This is a genomic window from Kribbella sp. CA-247076, assembly GCF_050942445.1.
Classification (GTDB): domain Bacteria; phylum Actinomycetota; class Actinomycetes; order Propionibacteriales; family Kribbellaceae; genus Kribbella.
Genome location: NZ_CP192051.1, coordinates 5,431,678 through 5,449,694 on the forward strand (window position 1 = coordinate 5,431,678; position 18,017 = coordinate 5,449,694).

Below are 18,017 nucleotides of genomic sequence, written 5' to 3' on the forward strand. Positions count from 1 at the left end.
CCCTGACCCTTGACTCAGCATCCACAGCCCGGTACGCCGTCAGCCGGCCGCGCTCACCGCGATGTGCTTCTTCGGCGTGAGCGGAGCGTCCCAGGCGGCCTTCTCGCCGTTCACGGTGACTGTGAGTGACCCACAGGCATCGCCCAGGCAGCGGGCGTCGTACCGCACTCCCCAGAGCGTGAAGAACTGCGCGAGCGTCGGGCGCTCACCGGTGGTCTTGGCCTCGACGTACACCAGGCCGTCGTCGGTGTGCGTGTGGACGGCGGCCTGCTCCGCCCGGATGCGGTCGACACCGATCCCGGCCGGGATCTTCACCGGCTTGCCGTCGACCGTGACCGAGACGATCAGCGTGTACGGCGACGGGCCGGAGAAGTCGAGCGGGAGACGCTCGAGACCGGCCTTGTCGATGTACGAGACCGCGTCGCGGGGCACGTCCCACGGCGGCGCCCCGGTCCGGAGCTCGGCCGGACCGGGCGGCGCGGGACCGACCTGGCAACCGCCGGTCACACTGCCGACGAGGAACAGAGCGGCTGCCGTCGCACCCGCCCGGCGCCACCTGCCTGCTCTCATGGAGAGCAGGTTGCCATGGCGCCCGGGCCGGGGCTCGCCGGGGGTCAGCGCTCCGACGGCATCACGATCCAGAGCGCGAGGTAGATCAGGATCTGCGGGCCGGGCAGCAGACAGCTGACCACGAAGATGAGCCGCATCGTGCTCGCCGACATCCCGAACCGGCGAGCCAGTCCGGCGCAGACACCGCCGATCATGCGACCGTTGGAGGGGCGGACCAAAGAGCTAGCCATGGGTACCGAGTTCCTTTCACTGATGGGCTGACATCCACTATGACGCCGTCCCGGCGTGACGTGATCCCGCCGCACCGGGCTTCCAGGGTCCCGTCAGGGTGTCCCTCCCCTCCCCCTCCGGTACCCACCCGACGCACCGGTCCCCGATTCGGGATTCACTCGAGTTTCCTGCTACTGTTCTGCACGTTCCTGAGCCCCCGTAGCTCAGGGGATAGAGCACCGCCCTCCGGAGGCGGGTGCGCAGGTTCGAATCCTGCCGGGGGCGCCGTGTGATGTCTCAGGACATCGGCATAGCTCCGAACCTGCAACAGGTTCGGAGCTATGTGTTTTTGGGGCGGGGTCCGGGTGGGAGTCCGCGGGGCTGGTAGTCCTTGGCGGGGTCGAGGACCAGTTCGCGCAGCAGTTCGCCGGTGGCGGCGTTGATGACGGTGATGTGCAGGTCCTGGATCAGCAGCAGGACGGGTGTTCGGGCGTGGGTTCGGCCGATGCCGATGTGGTGCAGGCGTCCGGCGCGGCGCAGTGAGACGGCGCCGGTGTCGTCGACGCGGTCGGTGCGGACCCGGTGGTGGACCTCGCCGGTGCGGTCGGCGGTGGGGGTGGCTTTGGGGCGGGCGTGGTAGGTGACCGCTGGGGTGGCACGGTGCGGGAGTGACCGGTGCGGGCGGTGGCGGTTGTAGTAGGCGACGAAGGTGTCGAGCAGTGTCTGGAGCTCGGCCAGGGTGCCCGGCTGGGTGGGTTGGGCACGCAGCCACTTCTTCAGCGTCTGCTGGAACCGCTCCACCTTCCCGCACGTGTTGGGGGGTTGGGGCGGGAGTTCTTCTGAACGATGTTCAGGCGGCGCAGTTCGGTCTCGAGGCCGTTGCGGCCGCCCTTCCCGCCCGACAACCTGGTCGTGTAGACCATCCCGTTGTCGGTCAACGTGGACGCCGGGATCCCGTACTGGGCAACGGTTTCACGAAACGACGCGACCACGATCGCCCCGGTGACCCGGACGTGGGCGGTCACCGACAGGGCATAGCGCGAGTGGTCGTCCAGCCAGGTGATGATCTCCACATCCGCGCCGGGACGGCCCCCGGCGGTGGCCAGCCGGTAGTGGGTGAAGTCGGACTGCCAGCACTCGTTGGGCTGTTCGGCGGCGAACCGCAGGTACGACGACCGCGGCCGCTTCCCCGGGTCCGGCACCACCGCGCCGGCCCGGGTCAGGATCCGGTGGATCGTCGCCCGCGACAACCGCACGCCATGGTGGTGTTCCAGGTGCCAGCCGATCGTGTCCGCCCCGGCGTCCAGGCCCGCCTCGACCAGCTGCTTGCGCAGCGCCAGCACCACCTCGATGGTCTCGGCCGGGGTCGACCGCGGTGAGGTCTCCGGCCGCCGCGACCGCGGCTCGAACACCGCCTCGCCCTCGACTGCGTACCGGGCCAGCAACCGGCTGATCCAGCCCTGCGACACCCCGTACACACGGGCGACTTCCGACTGCGAACGCCCCGCCAGCACCGCCATGATCACCAACCGCCGCTTCGACACCCACCAACGGTCAAGCCCTCAACCCATTCCGATGTCTTGAGACACCCCATTCCGATGTCCTGAACCACAACACTGCCGGGGGCGCCGTCTTCTGGGCGACTGATGAAAGACCCCCGCAGCCGCTACGCGTGCTCCTTCGTCGCCCGCTCGCCAGCCGCACCCACCCACCCTGCTCTGCGCGCTTATCGCGCTTCATCGACCGCCCCGGGTGTCGTCGCCCCGTGATCTGCGAGCCGACCGTTGGTCCCAGCGTCCAGTCGACTCCGACTGACAAACACTCCTGGAGATTCCACGGCGGCTACATGGAGTTACGAGGAGCCCATACAATCTATGTACTAGTTGCTGTATGTGTGCAAGTCGTGACATCTCCGACATAGTCACCGGCGTCCATCGAACGTTGCTGGCGTTGGCGTCGGTGACGATCCCCATTGCCATCCCGATGGCGGCGTCAGCGGGAACGTCCACGCAGCCGGCTGCCGGCGTTCTTTATGTCGATTCCGACGCCTTCCCTGAATGGCAGACAGGCGCCAGCGTCGGTCCGGCGACCTTCACGGTCACCTCAGCAGAGCCTGATGCCAAACGCCTGAAGCTCACCGTCGATGGCCGGCCCGAGCCGGATCGGTTCTTCTCGGTGCGGGGTTCGCGAGCGATGACCCAGTTCGAGTTGACTCCGAAGCCGGGATGGCATCAGTTGGTGATGACCGTCGTTGATGCTGACGGCAACAAGAGCGCGCCTCGTGTCTACTCCTTCGGGGCGCGCAACGCCTCGGCTCCCGGCGTCGGCAAGTCGGCTGCGGGCAATGAGACACACGTCGGCGGTCGATTCGTCGAGGCAGACGGTTCACCTGCTGCAAGTCTTCCTGTGGCGGTGTACCCGATACGAATGGGCGGCGTCGATGCCGTGACAGCGCCTCTGGCGAAGACGACGACGAGTGCCGACGGGACCTGGTCCGTCGTTCTCGCGTCGCTGCCCAGTGACCTGCAGAAATGGGCCGCCGACAACGACGGAGTTCTCAACCTGGAAGCCGTCGCCGACGGCGTTGCGCGTGATCCAGGTACTGGGCGACTCCGCGCGATGACCGCAGCCTCGACCTTCTCCACCGGCGTCGCGGTCGGCGGAACCATGACGGCTGCGGCCGTTGCAGCAGCGAATTCCGCTGTCCCGTCGGCGCCGCTCCTGCCCGTTCGCCGGCTGAGCGAACTGCCGCACCCGCCCGAGCAGGCGCCGGCGTCGAACGCACCCGCCTCCGACGGGCCGCAGCTTACGGCTGAGCAGGCCGCACACAACAAGCCAACCTTCTTCGGGGCACCGGACGTTACCGGTCGCCCGGGCGACACCGGGACCGCGGAAGCGCGGCGCATCGGCAACAGCGACTACACCAGCCAACCGGTCTGGAGCCCGTCGGCCGACGAAACGTCGGCCGCACTGGCCGACTTGGAGGACGCGCCCGGAGACGAGTGCCTGATCGAGAACAACCTCTACATGTACAGAACGAAGGGCACAGTGGGGTACACCACGGTGCTCGAGTCCCACGCCGCACGAGACGCGATCGGAGGGGTCGACTACAGCTACACAGCGGGAAGCACCCTGACGAAGGGCCTCAGCTACAACGGCGGCACGAACTGGTCAGTCGGGGGCTCGGTCTTCGTCGGCAACAACTTCGGCTTCTCAACCGGTTTCACCAAGGGACCGAACTGGTCGAAGGAGTGGAAGGTTCCCGTCGCCTACGGCTTCTACACCATCTATCAGTGCACGATGATCAGCGGCGTCAAGAAGCTCGTGTACAAGTACAACTCGATGATGGCGGAGAAGGTTGCGGTTCCCAGCGGTGGATATGCCGGCGTCTACGGTGCCGACGTCTCCAGCTACGACACGTACTACGGATGGAGAGAGGCACCGTACAAAGCCGGCCTGGTAAAGGGCGGGTACTTCGTCCTGTCCTCGGAACATACGAAGGGCACGAGCGGATCGGTGACCGCCTTCGGATTCTCTGTCACGTCGACAACGCTGCGGACCGGCAGTCGCCGGCAGCGCATCACGGCAGGCAATCAGTCCATTTCCCATACCATCTTCGGGTACGAGCCGATCGGTGCAGGGATGAAGGTCTTCTACAGCTACTAGTGATCGCTGAAGGGGCATCCAGGTGAAAAAGAACCGCGTGGTAGCGGCCGCCACTGTAGCTGTTGTCATCGGTGTGGCTCTCGTCGTAGTCGCTGCCAACGGCCGAGACGATCCGGAAGATGCCGGTACGGGCGCTGCGCTGGTCGACGACGGCAGCGTTCCAACGGCGGGTCTGACCACGGTTCGTTCGGGTGAGGAGGCATGGTTCCTTGCGCCTGCGCCGACAAACCGATCTGATGCCCAGCTCTCCATTGAGAATGTCGCGCCTGCCACGGCATCCCCGGGTTTCGAGTTCGTGGAGGCCAGGATCTTCAAGCGCCACACCTTTGCCAACGGAGTCCCGATCGCATGGGACACCGGCAGTGGAGACGCTCTCGATCCAACAAAGCGCCCATCGAGCCCCGCCAAGGGCGTCAGCCTGCAGGCAGGGCAAACGCTTGACGATGTGATTCTGCTGCACTTCCGCGTGTCAACCGACCAGCGCCCCCTGGAAGCAAGCGGGGTGGTAGTCGGATACAAGCAGAAGGGTCGGGCGCTCAAGCAAACGCTAGAGGCCGTCTACAAGATAGAGGAGCCACCGAACAGCACTCCGAGCAAGTAGCCCACTCGTTCGCGGCCTTGCCTGCCAACTTGGCGGCAAGGCCGCGACGTTGCACATCTGGTCATTCAGCCCGCACCGACTTGTCGACGAACTGTCCCGCTGAGCCTGAGCTGCTGTTCAAACTGATCGACCTGATACTCCGGCGGGCGTAGTCACCGCGGCGACTTCTGCGCCCGGTGCGGTAGCCGAGGTCAGGACTGTGTGCGGACGTGCTGGGGGCTGGGGGTCGGAAGACTTTTGGCATGATGATTCCTGGTGTTGTTGCGGCTCTGATCGCGGTTCTGGCCGGGACTCCGTTACCTGCGGCCGGTGGTGTGGTTCGGGTGGAGTCGGGGTGGTTGCGGGGGAGTGTGGGGGCCGATCACGTCAGCTATACGGGGGTTCCGTACGCGGCTTCGCCGGTTGGTGAGCGGCGGTGGCGTCCACCCGGTGGGGTGGAGCCGTGGTCGGGGGTCAGGGACGCGGTTGCGCCGAGCACGCCGTGTCCGCAGCAGGGTGGTGCGGTTGGCGCGGAGGACTGCCTTTATCTCGATGTGAAGGTGCCGCGTCGGGTGCGACCGGGTGAGCGGCTGCCGGTGCTGGTGTACCTGCCGGGTGGTGGCTTCGTTAGCGGTGCGTCGCAGGAGTACGACGGCACCAGGTTGGCCACGTCCGGCCGGCTGATGGTTGTCACGGTCAACTATCGCCTCGGCGCGCTCGGCTACCTCTCCTCCCCCGCTCTCGGCCAGGGGAACTACGGCCTGATGGACCAAGCCGCAGCCCTGCGCTGGGTACGGCGTAACGCCGCCGGCTTCGGTGGAGACCCCGGCAACGTCACCCTGGCCGGCCAGTCCGCCGGAGCGCGATCGGTGTGTGCCTTGCTGGCCTCACCACTCGGAAGAGGCCTCTTCGACCGGGCGATCACCCAGAGCGGCGCCTGCGAGAACCGAGTGCCCACGCTGGCGGAGGCACGAGCGTTCGGAGCCAAGGCGACCGCTGACCTCGGCTGCAGCACGGCACCCGACGTCGCCGCTTGTCTGCGTGCACTCCCACCGGCCGAAGTGCTCAAGGCCCTGGCCGGTTTGCCGCCGGTGAACGGCCGAGCCGGCGACCGGCCCTGGGGCCCGGCAGCGGGTACGCCGGTCCTCCCCCAGCAACCCGGTGAGGCGCTGCGGACGGGCACCGCCGCCCGAGTACCGCTCCTCATCGGTGGCACCGCCGACGAGATGCGCGGGTTCGTCTCGCGGGAGTCCTCGCTCACCGCGGAGCGGTACCGCGCGATGATGGTCGAGACGTTCGGCGACCGGGCGGACGACGTACTCGCGAAGTATCCGGTGACCAGCACGCCGGCGCTCGCGTTGGCGACCGCGCTCGGCGACTGGGGCGGCTTCATCGGTGCCTGTCCGGTACTGCGGACGGCGCAGGCTGCCGCCGTTCGTCAGCCCGTCTACGCCTACGAGTTCGCCGAGGACAGCGGGCGGGTGCTGCCCGACGGGTTCCCGCTCGGCGCGTACCACAGCCAGGACCTGCCCTACCTGTGGAACGTCAACATGCCGCAGAACCCGTACCCGCCGCTCACGCCCGAGCAGGAACGGCTGTCGGCCACGATGATCGGCTACTGGAGCGCGTTCGCCCGCACCGGCAACCCGAACGGCCACGACCGTCCACACTGGCGTGCCTTCAACCACAGCGGCACTGTCCTCGGCCTGTCCACCACCGCTATCGCCCCGACGCCGTACGCCGCCAAGCACCACTGCGGCTTCTGGCAGGACCTCCCCCGCTGACTCATCGGGTGAAGCGGTCGGCGGACTTGCCCGTCAGGTGGTCCACGGGAAGGGTGCGGCCGCACAGAACCAGAAGGAGGTCCTGCGCCTTGCCGGACAGGACCTCCCCGGTTCCGTGGCTCCAGTCGAGGTCGGTGGCACGGAGCTGGATGCCGGTCAGGTCCACGCCGAAGTACTTGAGCTGCCGGGGCTTGAGGTCGTCAAGGATGAGGTGCAAACGGTCCGCGGGTACGGAGCGGTCGATGCCCAGGCCGACCGTGAGGTCGAGGCCGTGGATCACGTCGTGCGAGAGCGCGCCCTCGTAGCCGCCGCCCGGTGGCTTCCAGGGGTGGTCGACGTTCTGCCGCAGGGACTCCGTCAGTTCGGCCGCGGACAGGTCGGCCGCGTCCTGGCGGGCCTGCCGGTCGGCGTACACGTCGAACTTGCCGCGTGCCTTGACCATGCCGAGCAGGAACCGGGGCATGGACGACCGGTACGGCATGGTGATGTGGGCTACCAGCTCTCGCACCCGCCACCCGGCGCACAACGTCGGTCTGTCCCAGTCCTCCGCGGGCAGGTCACTCAGCAGCGCGGCGAGCTCGGTGCGCTCCGCGGCCACAGCAGCTCTGATGTCTGTCATGCCACACCGACGAACAGCATCGGCTCAGACGGACACATCGTGCAGACGATTCTCCAGGTATCTCCGCTCGGCGTCCGTGGTGGCCAGCTCGATCGCTTCGCGGTACGACGCTGCCGCTTCCGGGAGCCGCCCGAGTCGGCGAAGGAAGTCGGCCCGCGTGGCAGGGAGAAGGTGGTAGCCCGCCAGCGGGCCGGCTGCGAGGTCGTCGACGAGCCGAAGCCCGACCGCGGGTCCGTCGGCCATGCCGATGGCGACGGCGCGGTTCAGGGCGACGACCGGGGTCTGCTTGAGCTGCCCGTACAGTGCGGCGATCTGCGGCCAGTCCGTGTCGGCAGCGGTCCGTGCGGACGCATGGCAGGCGGCTATGGCGGCCTGCACCTGATACGGTCCGGGCCGGCCTGCCCCGAGTGCGGTTTCGAGCAGGTGCTCGCCTTCGGTGATCTGCGCGTGGTCCCAACGGGTGCGGTCCTGCTCGTCCAGCGTGACCAGCACACCGTCCGCGCTCAGGCGGGTGTCACGGCGTGCGTCGTGCAGGAGCATCAGGGCGAGCAGTCCTGCCGCCTCCGGCTCGTCCGGCATCAGTTCCACGAGCAGACGGGTCAGTCTGATCGCCTCACTGCTCAGGCTGCTCCGGACGACGTCGGAGTACCCCTCGTTGAACAGCAGGTAGAGCACGGCCAGTACTGCGGGCAGTCGCTCGGGCAGGAGGTGTGCGGGCGGGACGCGGTACGGGATGCCGGCGTGCTGGATCTTGTGCTTGGCCCGGGTCAGCCGTTTCGACATGGTCGGCTCCGGGACCAGGAACGCCCGCGCGATCTCCGCCGTACTGAGGCCGGTCAGTGTCCGCAGGGTCAGGGCCACCCGTGCCTCCAGCGCCAGCGCTGGGTGGCAGCAGGTGAACATCAACCGCAGCCGGTCGTCCGGTACGTCGTACGGCGGATCGGACTCGTGGTCCATGGCAGCCACCTCCTTGAGCTTGGCCGCGCCGACCGCCTCCCGGCGCAGCCAGTCGACGGCCTTGTTGCGGGCGGTCGTGGTCAGCCAGGCACCCGGCTTGTCCGGTATGCCGTCCCGCGGCCACCGCTGGAGAGCCGCCGCGAACGCCTCCTGCGCGCACTCCTCGGACAGCTCCCAGTCACCGGTCAGGCGGATCAGCGTGGCGACCACCTGCCCCCACTCCTGCCGGTAGACCTGCTCGAAGGTCACCCAGCCTCCGGCGGAAGCTCCAGCAGCGGCCGGATCTCGATCGTCCCGTAGCCGGCCGCGGGGTGCTTGGCCGCGATCTCGATCGCCTCGTCCAGGTCGGCGCACTCGATCAGCACGAATCCGCCGATCTGCTCCTTGGTCTCCGCGAACGGCCCGTCGGTCAGCAGCAGCTCCTCCTCGCGCACCCGCACGGTGGTCGCCTCGGCCGGCGGCCGCAGCCCGGCGCCACCGCGGACCACGCCGCGCTGCTCCATCTCCTCGGACCAGCCGCCGCAGCCGTCGTTCGCGTGCTCCGCGGCGGTCTCGTCACCGCAGATCATCAGCAAGTACTTCACGGTCCTCCTCCGAACGGTCTCACCCCACCGACGAACAGCCCCGGCGGAAACGGACACCCCACGGTAGAACGCCGGAGCAGGGTCTGGTCGGCAGGCGGTGCGCGGGTCTAGCGTCGGAGGACGACCGGTACCCAGGGGAGGAAACGATGGCCGGACGAGTGGTGCATTTCGAGATTCCGTACGACGACGCGCAGCGGGCGCGGACGTTCTACGCCGAGGCGTTCGGGTGGCAGCTGCAGGAGCTCCCCGACCTCGGGTACACGATGGTGTCGACCGGGCCGGTGACCGAGGAGGGGTTCCCGAGCGAGCCGGGATTCGTCAACGGCGGCATGTTCCGGCGCGGGGACGGCGGCGTCGACCGGCTGGTGCTGACCATCGACGTGGACGACATCGACGCGGCGCTCAAGTCGGTCGAGCAGCTCGGCGGCAAGCCCGTCGGCGAGAAGGTGCCGGTGGCCGACATGGGCTTCGCGGCGTACTTCGAGGACCCCGAGGGCAACGTCGTCGGACTCTGGCAGAACGCGTAATTCGGTCGCGCACCGCAGCGGTCCACGGTCAGAGTGGACGGCGTGCTGACCGCGGCGCAACGCGACGAGTTCGAGCGCACCGGCCTCCTCCGGGTCGCCGGTGCGGTCCCGCCTGCCGACGCCGAGGCCATGTGCGACCGGATCTGGGCCCACGTCGGCGCCGCACACGGGATCGCCCGGAGCGATCCGGCGACCTGGCTGATCGAGGAACGCCTGGCCGGGCTGCGGACAGTCGCCGGCTGCCGTGAGTTCGCGCGGATCGGGTGCCCGCCGGTCCGCTCGGCACTCGACGGGCTGATGGGCGCCTGGACCGAGCCGTCGAAGTGGGCAACGTTGCTGGTCACCTTCCCGCGCCGGGACGGGACCAGCTGGGACGTGCCGTCGACGGTGTGGCACAACGACTTCGTACCGTTCGGGCCGCGCCGGCTCCGGGCCGTGCAACTGTTCGTCCTGCTGAACGACATCCGTCCACGCGGTGGCGGGACGCTCGTCCTCACCGGTTCGCACCACTTGGTGTGCCGGTACGCCGACCCGGCCGCGGACGGCCCGCACCCGAAGCGGTTGCGTCGCGAGCTCGGTGAGGTCCACCCGTGGCTGCGGGAGCTGTGGAGCGACGAGGACACCGGCGACCGGGTCCGGCGCTACCTGGTCGACGGCACCGAGCTGGACGGCGTACCCCTGCGGGTGGTGGAGCTGACCGGCCGGGCGGGTGACGTCTACTTCATGCACTGCGACACGTTCCACTCGGCCGCGCCCAACTGCCTCGACCAGCCGCGGATGATGGCCACCGCCATGATCACCGCGTGAGCCTAGACTTCCGGGTGACGGCTTTCTCGGGAGGACTTCGATGCCTGACCGTACTCAGACCATTGCCTACCCGGCGCCGGGATCACGGCCGTCGCGGCGGGATCCGGAGCCGCTCGCGCCGCACGTGATCGTGCTGTTCGGGGCGACCGGCGACCTGGCGAAACGCAAGCTCCTGCCGGGGCTGGCGTACCTGCAGCAGTCCAAGTTCGCCCCCGACGTCCGCATTATCGGTACGGCGACCGAGGCCCTCACCCCCGACGAGTTCCGGGCCCGGGCACGGGACGCGGTGGAGACGTACGGGACGCACCGGATGACCGAGGAGGAGTGGGCGGAGTTCGCCGAACGGCTCGACTACGTGCCGGTCACCGCCGGGCCCGAGGCGCTCGCCACCTGTGTGAAGGCCGCGGAGGAGCTGCTCGGACCGGACACCTGCCGGCTGCACTACCTGTCGGTGCCGCCGAAGGCCGCGCAGGCGGTGATCGCGATGCTGCGCGACGCGGATCTGGTCGAGCGTGCCCGGGTGGTGATGGAGAAGCCGTTCGGCGACGACCTGGCCACGGCGATCCAGCTGAACAACTTCGTCCACGAGACCTTCGACGAGTCGCAGATCTTCCGGATCGACCACTTCCTCGGCAAGGAGGCCGCGCTCAACATCCTCGCGTTCCGGTTCGCGAACGGGTTGTTCGAGCCGATCTGGAACCGCAACTTCATCGACCACGTGCAGATCGACATCCCGGAGTCGCTCGGGCTGGACCAGCGGGCCACCTTCTACGAGCCGACCGGGGCGTACAAGGACATGGTGGTCACGCACCTGATGCAGGTGATGTCGTTCGTCGCGATGGAGCCGCCGACCGCCCTGGAGCCGCGGGCGATCTCGGAGGAGAAGAACAAGGTCTTCCGCTCCATGCTGCCGATCAACCCGGCCGACGTGGTCCGCGGCCAGTACTCCGGTTACCGCGGCGAGGACGGTGTCGCGCCGGACTCCGACACCGAGACGTTCATCGCGCTGAAGGTCGGCATCGACAACTGGCGCTGGGCCGGTGTGCCGTTCTACCTGCGGACCGGCAAGCGGATGGCCGAGGGGCTGCGGATCATCTCGATCGCGTTCAAGGAGGCGCCGAAGACGATGTTCCCGGCCGGCTCCGGGGTCGGGTCGCAGGGGCCGGACCACCTGACCTTCGACCTGGCCGACTCGTCGCGGGTGTCGCTGTCGTTCTACGGCAAGCGGCCCGGCCCGGGGATGCGGCTGGAGAAGCTGTCGATGCAGTTCTCCACGCAGGAGACCGAGCGGGCGGGCGACGTACTCGAGGCGTACGAGCGGCTGATCCTGGACGCGATGCGCGGCGACCACACGCTGTTCACCACCGCCGAGGGCATCGAGTCGCTCTGGGACCGCTCCGCCCTGCTGCTCGAGGACCCGCCGCCGGTCAAGCCCTACCAGGCCGGCACCTGGGGCCCCAACGCCATCCACCAACTGATCGCTCCCCGCGCCTGGCGCCTCCCGTTCGAACGCGAATGGCGCGAGTACAAGCCCTGACCTCCCTCGGGGTGTTGCCGCCGCCCGGCTCCAGGCGCACTATCGGTATGTGATGTGAGTCACATACGAATTGTGGTGGCGGGAGGTGGCTTATGACCGGGACGAGGACGCATCTGACCGGGGAGCGGGCGCCGTGTGGACGGGTCGTGGACGCGAACCGGAGTCAGGAGGACGACTTCGAGGGCTTCCGGATGGACGACGTGCACTACGCGTGCGGGTGCCGCCGGATCCGGCACGAGTTCCACGACGGCAGTGTGCGGATCCAGACCGTGCGGCACGACGGGAAGATCCTGCTGGACGAGCACAGCGGGGACCACGAAGCCTGACCGGGGCGGGCGGTGACGCATGAGCTTTCACGATGTGGTGGTGATCGGTGGAGGCGGCGCGGGGCTGCGGGCCGCCATCGCGGTGGCCGAGACCAACCCGGCCCTGCGGGTGGCGGTCGTCTCGAAGGTCTACCCGATGCGCAGCCACACCGTGTCCGCCGAGGGCGGTGCGGCGGCCGTTGCCGCCGACGACGACACGCTCGACGAGCACGCGTACGACACGGTGTCCGGCAGCGACTGGCTGTGCGACCAGGACGCGGTCGAGGCGTTCGTCGCCGAGGCTCCGCGCGAGCTGCTCCGGCTCGAGCACTGGGGTTGCCCGTGGAGCCGGCAGCCGGACGGGCGGATCGCGGTGCGGGCGTTCGGCGGGATGAAGAAGAAGCGGACCTGGTTCGCCGCCGACCGGACGGGCTTCCACCTGCTGCACACGCTGTTCCAGACCGCGCTGTCGTACTCCGACATCGTCCGGTACGACGAGTGGTACGTCACCAAGATCCTGGTCGAGGACGGCCGTGCGTACGGCGTGGTCGCGATCGAACTGTCCACCGGCCGGATCGAGACGATCACGGCGAGCGCGGTGATCGTGTGCACCGGCGGCTGCGGCCGCGTCTACCCGTTCACCACCAACGCGAACATCAAGACCGGTGACGGGATGGCGCTCGCCTACCGGGCGGGTGCGGCGCTGAAGGACATGGAGTTCGTCCAGTACCACCCGACCGGCCTGCCGTTCACCGGCATCCTGATCACCGAGGCGGCCCGGGCGGAGGGCGGCTGGCTGCTCAACAAGGACGGCTACCGCTACCTCCAGGACTACGACCTCGGCACGCCGTCGCCGACCCCGGTCCTGCGCAGCATGGAGCTCGGGCCGCGCGACCGCCTGTCGCAGGCGTTCGTGCACGAACTCGACAAGGGCCGGACGATCGAGACGCCGTACGGACCGGTGGTGAACCTGGACCTGCGGCACCTCGGGGCGCAGCTGATCGACGCCAAGCTGCCGTTCGTCCGGGAGCTGTGCTCGAAGTACCAGAACATCGACCCGGTCACGGAGCTGGTGCCGGTCCGCCCGGTGGTGCACTACATGATGGGCGGGATCCACACCGACCTGCGCGGCGAGACCTCGCTCGAGGGCCTGTACGCCGCCGGTGAGGTGGCCTGTGTGAGCATCAACGGCGCCAACCGGCTGGGGTCGAACTCGTTGCCCGAGTGCCTGGTCTTCGGCAACCGGGCCGGCCGGGCCGCGGCCGTCCACGCCGGCCGGTACCGCAACGTCGTACCGAAGGTGATCGAGGCGCAGGGACGGGACGAGGTACGGCGGCTGACGGAGGACCTGACCCGCCACTCCGAGGGGCACGAACGGATCGCGGACATCCGCACCGAGATGCAGACCACGATGGAGAACGGCGCCGGCATCTACCGCGACGGGGACTCGCTGGCGAAGGCGGCCGAGCAGCTCAAGGAATTGCAGCTGCGGTTCCGGCACGCGGCGATCGACGACCACAGCAGCAACTTCAACACCGAGCTGATCGCGTTGCTGGAGCTCGGGTTCATGCTGGACGTCGCCGAGACCATCATCGCCAGCGCGCACCTGCGGGAGGAGTCGCGCGGCGCCCACCAGCGCACCGACTTCCCGGCCCGCAACGACGAGCGGTTCCTGGCGCATTCCCTGGTACGGCGGGAACCGGACGGCACCGGCCGGGTCACGTATCTACCGGTGACGATCACCCGCTGGCCGCCGGGAGAACGGGTGTACGGGAGGTAGGAATGGCAGACGAGATCACCCTCGAGGTCGCGCGCTACCGGCCCGAGCAGGAGTCCGAGCCGGTGATGGAGTCGTTCCAGGTGCCGCTGCGCGAGCACTGGGCCGTCCTCGACGGGCTGACGTACATCAAGGACCACCTGGACGGCACGCTGTCGTTCCGGTGGTCGTGCCGGATGGGGATCTGCGGCAGCTGCGGGATGACGGTGAACGGCGAGCCGCAGCTGAGCTGCGCGACCTTCCTGACCGACTACGCGCCCGGCCCGGTCCGGGTCGAGCCGCTGCGCAACTTCCCGGTGATCCGCGACCTGGTGATCGACATCGACGACTTCATGACCAAGCTGCCGACGGTGAAGCCGTGGGTGGTCCGGGACGTGCACAGCCCGGTCGAGGAGGGCGAGTACCTGCAGACCCCGGAGGAGCTGGCGGAGTACCAGCAGTTCAGCATGTGCATCAACTGCATGCTGTGCTACTCGGCCTGCCCGGTGTACAGCCTGGAGCCGGACTTCATCGGCCCGGCGGCGATCGCGCTGGCCCAGCGGTACAACCTCGACTCGCGCGACGAGGGGTCCGAGGAGCGGCGCGCCGTGCTGTCGTCGCCGGAGGGGATCTGGGCGTGCACGTTCGTCGGCGAGTGCAGTGCCGCGTGCCCGAAGGACGTGGACCCGGCCGGGGCGATCCAGCGCTACAAGCTGACCGCGGCGACCCAGTCGATCAAGGACCTGCTGCTGCCCCGGAGCCGGCGATGAGCACCTATCAGCGGCCGCTCGCGCTGCTGTGGTGGCTCGAGCGCCGCTCGTATCTGTTGTTCGTACTGCGTGAGCTGAGCGCGGTCTTCGTCGCGTGGTTCGTGGTCTACCTGTTGTTGCTGGTCAACGCGATCGGCGACGGCGCGGCGTCGTACCAGGACTTCCTCGTCTGGAGCGGACGGTGGTGGGTGGTCGCGATCAACGTGGTTGCGATGGCGTTCGTGCTGCTGCACGCGATCACGTGGTTCGGGCTGGCGCCGCGGGCGATGGTGATCCGGCTGCGCGGGCGCCGGGTGCCGCCGCGGCAGGTCGTCGCCGGGCACTACCTGCTGTGGTTGTTGCTGTCGGCAATCGTGACCTGGCTGGTGCTGCGATGAACCGCCGACCTGGTCCCGAACCCGTGCTCTGGATGCTGTTCAGCTCCGGTGGGATGGTGGTCGCGCTGATGGTGCCGATCCTGCTGTTCCTGTTCGGGATCGCGTTCCCGCTCGAGCTGTTGTCGCCGCCGGATCACTCGCACGTGTTCGCCGTACTGCGGAATCCGATCACGCGGCTGGTGTTGTTCGGGCTGTGTGTGCTGGCGCTCTTCCACTGGGCACACCGCTTCCGGTTCACGCTGTACGACGGGCTGCAGCTGAAGCGGTACGACGCGCCGATCGTGGTGCTGTGCTACGGCGGCGCGGTCGTGGGGACGGTGATCGCGGCGGTGCTGTTGATCCGGCTCTGACGCGGTCCGGATCGGGGCCGCGGGGGGCTGACGTAGGGTCGGCGGCATGCGGGAGATCGTGGTGATCGGCGTCGGCGCGGGTGACCCGGAGCAGGTGACGATGCAGGCCGTGGGGGCGCTGCGGCGGGCCGACGTGGTCTTCGTCCTGGACAAGGGCGAGGTCAAACAGGAGCTCGTCGACCTGCGGTCGGAGCTCCTCCGCCGGTACGCGGGTGACCACCGGGTGGTCGTCGGCCGCGACCCCGAGCGGGACCGGACGGCGAGCGCGTACGTCGAGGCCGTGGACGACTGGCGGCGTCGCCGGGCCGACGTGTGTGCGTCGATGATCGCGGCGGAGTTGGGTGCGGACGAGGTGGGGGCGTTCCTGGTGTGGGGCGATCCGTCGTTGTACGACAGCACGCTGGCGATCCTGGACGACATCCTGGCGCGGGGCGAGCTGTCGTTCGAGGTCGAGGTGGTCCCGGGAATCAGCAGTGTGTCGACGCTGGCGGCTCGGCATCGGGTGGGTCTCAACCAGGTCGGCCGGCCGGTGCAGATCACCACCGGGCGGCGGTTGGCCAAGGGGTGGCCGGAGGACGTGGACGACGTGGTCGTGATGCTCGATGCGCAGACGGCGTTCACCGAGCATCTGGATCAGGACGCGGACATCTACTGGGGTGCGTACCTGGGGACTCCGGACGAGATCCTGATCTCCGGACCCCTTCGCGAGGTCGCCGCCGAGATCGAGAAGGTCCGCGCCGAAGCCCGAACCCGCAAAGGCTGGATCATGGACACCTACCTGCTGCGCCGGAAGAACAACTAGCCGCCTCCGGCGGCGCGGCGAGAGAGCGCAGGAAGAACCAGCCGCCTCCGGCGGCGCGGCGAAAGGGCGCAGGAAGAACCAGCCGCCTCCGGCGGCGCGATGAGAGAGCGCCGGAACAAGAACCAGCCGCCTCCGGCGGCGCGGTGAGTTGGCGCGGCGGGTTAGACCAAAGGTGTAGGTGGGTTGGCCGTTGGGGCGAAGCGGGGGGTGGGGGTTTGGGTGAGGCTGCTTCGTATGAACAGATTGCGAAGGAGACTTGTGCCGGCGGTTGCGTTGGCGCTGGTGTGTGTAGGCGTGTTGGTGAGCGGCGCTTCGGCGGCGAGCGATGTCGTGCGGACTGATGCTGGTCTGGTGCGGGGGACCTCGGTCGGCGAGGCGAGGGTGTTCAACGGGATTCCGTTTGCGGCTCCGCCAGTAGGAGAGCTGCGGTGGAAGGCACCACAGCCCGTGCGACCGTGGGACGGCGTACGTGAGTCGGTCGACGCGAACGCGTGCCCGCAGCAAGCGAACCCCGAAGTCCCGAACGGATCCACCACCGAGGACTGCCTCTACCTGAACGTCACCGTCCCGAAGAAGCCGTCCACCAAGCCACGAGCCGTCGTCGTCTGGATCCCCGGCGGAGGGTTCTTCATGGGCACCGCCGGCAACTACGAGGCGTCGAAGCTCGCGACCAGGGGCGACGTGGTCGTCGTCACGGTCAACTACCGGCTCGGCATCTTCGGGTTCTTCGGCTACCCGGGTCTGCCCGGCTCCGGCACGTACGGCCTCCAGGACCAGCAGGCCGCCCTGCGCTGGGTCCAGCAGAACGCCCGCGCCTTCGGCGGCGACCCGCGCAACGTGACAGTGGCAGGAGAGTCCGCCGGCGGCATGAGCGTGTGCGCCCACCTGACCTCCCCGACCGCGACCGGCCTGTTCAGCAAGGCGATCATGCAGAGCGGTTCATGCGCCTTCAACTGGGACGACAACAGCCAGTACCCCGGCCAGGCCGCCGACTCCCCGTGGGTCCCGGTGAGGACCGTCCAGTCCACCGGCAAGGAGTGGGCCGCCGCCAACCACGACAAGCTGTCCTGCCGGCCCGGCCAGTCAACACTCGACTGCCTCCGCGCCGCGAAGTCCGACGTACTCGTGCAGGAGACCCTCCAGTTCACCCAGGTCGGGTACGGCGGTACGGCGACGGTCCCCCTGAGTCCCGCGAAGGCGATGAAGGCCGGGCTGTTCCACCGGGTCCCGATGATGTCCGGCAACAACCACGACGAGGCGACTCCGTGGGTGGCCGCGTTCGGCGAAATCATGGACTACCCGGGCCTGGTGACCAACATGGTCGGCAAGGCACAAGCGGCCAAGGTACTGCGGGAGTACCCGCTGGACCGCTACGAGTCGGCAGCCGCAGCGTGGGCCGCGGTCACGACCGACCGGATCTGGTCCTGCACCCAGGCGGCTACCGACCTGCAGGCGGCCCGCAAGGTGCCTGTCTACGCGTACGAGTTCGCCGACAAGCACTCGCCCCTCGCCCAGCCCGGTCAGGGCGCCGCGCACGCGATGGAGCTCCCGTATCTGTTCCGCCTCGGCGGCTGGGATGCGCCACTGTCCGAGACGCAGCAGGTGTTGTCGAACCAGATGATCGACTACTGGACTACCTTCGCCCGCACCGGCGATCCCAACGGCCCGGACCGTCCGCACTGGTCACCGACGCGCACTCGCGCAGCGACCGGCCTCTCACTGGCGCCGACCGACCAAGGCGGCATCCAGCGCGTCAACCTCACCACCGAGCACCACTGCGACCTCTGGGCAGGCATCAACTGACGGCGTGCGCGCG

General features: G+C 68.6%; 20 protein-coding genes and 1 tRNA gene. 14 read left to right on the forward strand and 7 right to left on the reverse strand.

What is annotated here, in order from left to right; all coding sequences use genetic code 11:
* Window positions 1-39 precede the first annotated feature (39 nt).
* The gene (locus tag ACQPYZ_RS25545; protein WP_433160551.1) at window positions 40-570 is read right to left on the reverse strand and encodes a hypothetical protein; all 531 of its coding nucleotides are present in this window, start codon (window positions 568-570) and stop codon (window positions 40-42) included.
* Window positions 571-614: 44 nt separating this feature from the next.
* Entirely contained in the window at window positions 615-800 is a 186-nt protein-coding gene (locus tag ACQPYZ_RS25550) for a PspC domain-containing protein (RefSeq protein WP_433160552.1), read from the reverse strand.
* A 193-nt stretch (window positions 801-993) separates the two neighbouring features.
* Between ACQPYZ_RS25550 and ACQPYZ_RS25555 the strand changes: the two genes are divergently transcribed.
* A tRNA-Arg gene (locus tag ACQPYZ_RS25555) sits at window positions 994-1,065 on the forward strand.
* Window positions 1,066-1,119: 54 nt separating this feature from the next.
* Here ACQPYZ_RS25555 and ACQPYZ_RS25560 read toward each other — a convergent pair.
* Both ACQPYZ_RS25560 and ACQPYZ_RS25565 read right to left on the reverse strand, forming a co-directional pair.
* On the reverse strand, window positions 1,120-1,581 hold the full coding sequence (locus ACQPYZ_RS25560; protein ID WP_433160553.1) for an integrase core domain-containing protein: 462 nt from the start codon (window positions 1,579-1,581) through the stop codon (window positions 1,120-1,122).
* On the reverse strand, window positions 1,557-2,324 hold the full coding sequence (locus tag ACQPYZ_RS25565; RefSeq protein ID WP_433160555.1) for a DDE-type integrase/transposase/recombinase: 768 nt from the start codon (window positions 2,322-2,324) through the stop codon (window positions 1,557-1,559). The genes ACQPYZ_RS25560 and ACQPYZ_RS25565 overlap by 25 nt, the downstream gene beginning before the upstream one ends.
* A gap of 415 nt (window positions 2,325-2,739) precedes the next feature.
* Here ACQPYZ_RS25565 and ACQPYZ_RS25570 point away from each other — a divergent pair, with 415 nt between their 5' ends.
* The 3 genes from ACQPYZ_RS25570 (at window position 2,740) to ACQPYZ_RS25580 (ending at window position 6,810) form a co-directional block, all read left to right on the forward strand.
* Entirely contained in the window at window positions 2,740-4,446 is a 1,707-nt protein-coding gene (locus tag ACQPYZ_RS25570) for a hypothetical protein (protein WP_433160557.1), read from the forward strand.
* A 22-nt stretch (window positions 4,447-4,468) separates the two neighbouring features.
* The gene (locus tag ACQPYZ_RS25575; RefSeq protein ID WP_433160559.1) at window positions 4,469-5,047 is read left to right on the forward strand and encodes a hypothetical protein; all 579 of its coding nucleotides are present in this window, start codon (window positions 4,469-4,471) and stop codon (window positions 5,045-5,047) included.
* 245 nt (window positions 5,048-5,292) lie between these two features.
* Window positions 5,293-6,810 carry a carboxylesterase/lipase family protein gene (locus ACQPYZ_RS25580; RefSeq protein WP_433169754.1) on the forward strand — a complete coding sequence of 506 codons (1,518 nt, stop codon included), beginning with the start codon at window positions 5,293-5,295 and terminating at the stop codon, window positions 6,808-6,810.
* 1 nt (window position 6,811) lies between these two features.
* Here the strand turns inward: ACQPYZ_RS25580 and ACQPYZ_RS25585 are convergent, their stop codons facing one another.
* Genes ACQPYZ_RS25585 through ACQPYZ_RS25595 form a run of 3 tightly spaced genes read right to left on the reverse strand, consistent with a single transcriptional unit; the run spans window position 6,812 to window position 8,970 of the window.
* Window positions 6,812-7,429 carry a maleylpyruvate isomerase family mycothiol-dependent enzyme gene (locus ACQPYZ_RS25585; protein WP_433160561.1) on the reverse strand — a complete coding sequence of 206 codons (618 nt, stop codon included), beginning with the start codon at window positions 7,427-7,429 and terminating at the stop codon, window positions 6,812-6,814.
* Window positions 7,430-7,453: 24 nt separating this feature from the next.
* Entirely contained in the window at window positions 7,454-8,635 is a 1,182-nt protein-coding gene (locus tag ACQPYZ_RS25590; RefSeq protein ID WP_433160563.1) for an RNA polymerase sigma factor, read from the reverse strand.
* Window positions 8,632-8,970 carry a YciI family protein gene (locus tag ACQPYZ_RS25595; protein WP_433160565.1) on the reverse strand — a complete coding sequence of 113 codons (339 nt, stop codon included), beginning with the start codon at window positions 8,968-8,970 and terminating at the stop codon, window positions 8,632-8,634. Before ACQPYZ_RS25595 ends, ACQPYZ_RS25590 begins: the two co-directional genes overlap by 4 nt.
* 146 nt (window positions 8,971-9,116) lie before the next feature.
* Here ACQPYZ_RS25595 and ACQPYZ_RS25600 point away from each other — a divergent pair, with 146 nt between their 5' ends.
* The 10 genes from ACQPYZ_RS25600 (at window position 9,117) to ACQPYZ_RS25645 (ending at window position 18,004) form a co-directional block, all read left to right on the forward strand.
* The gene (locus ACQPYZ_RS25600) at window positions 9,117-9,497 is read left to right on the forward strand and encodes a VOC family protein (protein WP_433160566.1); all 381 of its coding nucleotides are present in this window, start codon (window positions 9,117-9,119) and stop codon (window positions 9,495-9,497) included.
* A 42-nt stretch (window positions 9,498-9,539) separates the two neighbouring features.
* Complete coding sequence (locus tag ACQPYZ_RS25605) at window positions 9,540-10,304, forward strand: phytanoyl-CoA dioxygenase family protein (protein ID WP_433160568.1); 765 nt, start codon at window positions 9,540-9,542, stop codon at window positions 10,302-10,304.
* 40 nt (window positions 10,305-10,344) lie between these two features.
* Entirely contained in the window at window positions 10,345-11,841 is a 1,497-nt protein-coding gene (zwf, locus tag ACQPYZ_RS25610) for a glucose-6-phosphate dehydrogenase (RefSeq protein ID WP_433160569.1), read from the forward strand.
* 92 nt (window positions 11,842-11,933) lie between these two features.
* Window positions 11,934-12,167, forward strand: a complete 234-nt coding sequence (locus tag ACQPYZ_RS25615; RefSeq protein ID WP_433160570.1) for a hypothetical protein — start codon at window positions 11,934-11,936, stop codon at window positions 12,165-12,167.
* A 19-nt stretch (window positions 12,168-12,186) separates the two neighbouring features.
* Window positions 12,187-13,926 (forward strand): fumarate reductase (quinol) flavoprotein subunit, encoded by a 1,740-nt coding sequence (gene frdA, locus ACQPYZ_RS25620; RefSeq protein ID WP_433160572.1) that lies wholly within the window; start codon window positions 12,187-12,189, stop codon window positions 13,924-13,926.
* A 2-nt stretch (window positions 13,927-13,928) separates the two neighbouring features.
* Complete coding sequence (locus ACQPYZ_RS25625; RefSeq protein ID WP_433160574.1) at window positions 13,929-14,672, forward strand: succinate dehydrogenase/fumarate reductase iron-sulfur subunit; 744 nt, start codon at window positions 13,929-13,931, stop codon at window positions 14,670-14,672.
* Complete coding sequence (locus ACQPYZ_RS25630) at window positions 14,669-15,049, forward strand: fumarate reductase subunit C (protein ID WP_433160576.1); 381 nt, start codon at window positions 14,669-14,671, stop codon at window positions 15,047-15,049. The genes ACQPYZ_RS25625 and ACQPYZ_RS25630 overlap by 4 nt, the downstream gene beginning before the upstream one ends.
* The gene (frdD, locus tag ACQPYZ_RS25635; RefSeq protein WP_433160577.1) at window positions 15,046-15,399 is read left to right on the forward strand and encodes a fumarate reductase subunit FrdD; all 354 of its coding nucleotides are present in this window, start codon (window positions 15,046-15,048) and stop codon (window positions 15,397-15,399) included. The genes ACQPYZ_RS25630 and frdD overlap by 4 nt, the downstream gene beginning before the upstream one ends.
* 46 nt (window positions 15,400-15,445) lie before the next feature.
* Window positions 15,446-16,201, forward strand: a complete 756-nt coding sequence (gene cobF / locus ACQPYZ_RS25640; protein ID WP_433160579.1) for a precorrin-6A synthase (deacetylating) — start codon at window positions 15,446-15,448, stop codon at window positions 16,199-16,201.
* 234 nt (window positions 16,202-16,435) lie between these two features.
* Window positions 16,436-18,004, forward strand: coding sequence for a carboxylesterase/lipase family protein (locus tag ACQPYZ_RS25645; RefSeq protein ID WP_433160580.1), 1,569 nt, complete (start codon window positions 16,436-16,438; stop codon window positions 18,002-18,004).
* Window positions 18,005-18,017: the final 13 nt, after the last annotated feature.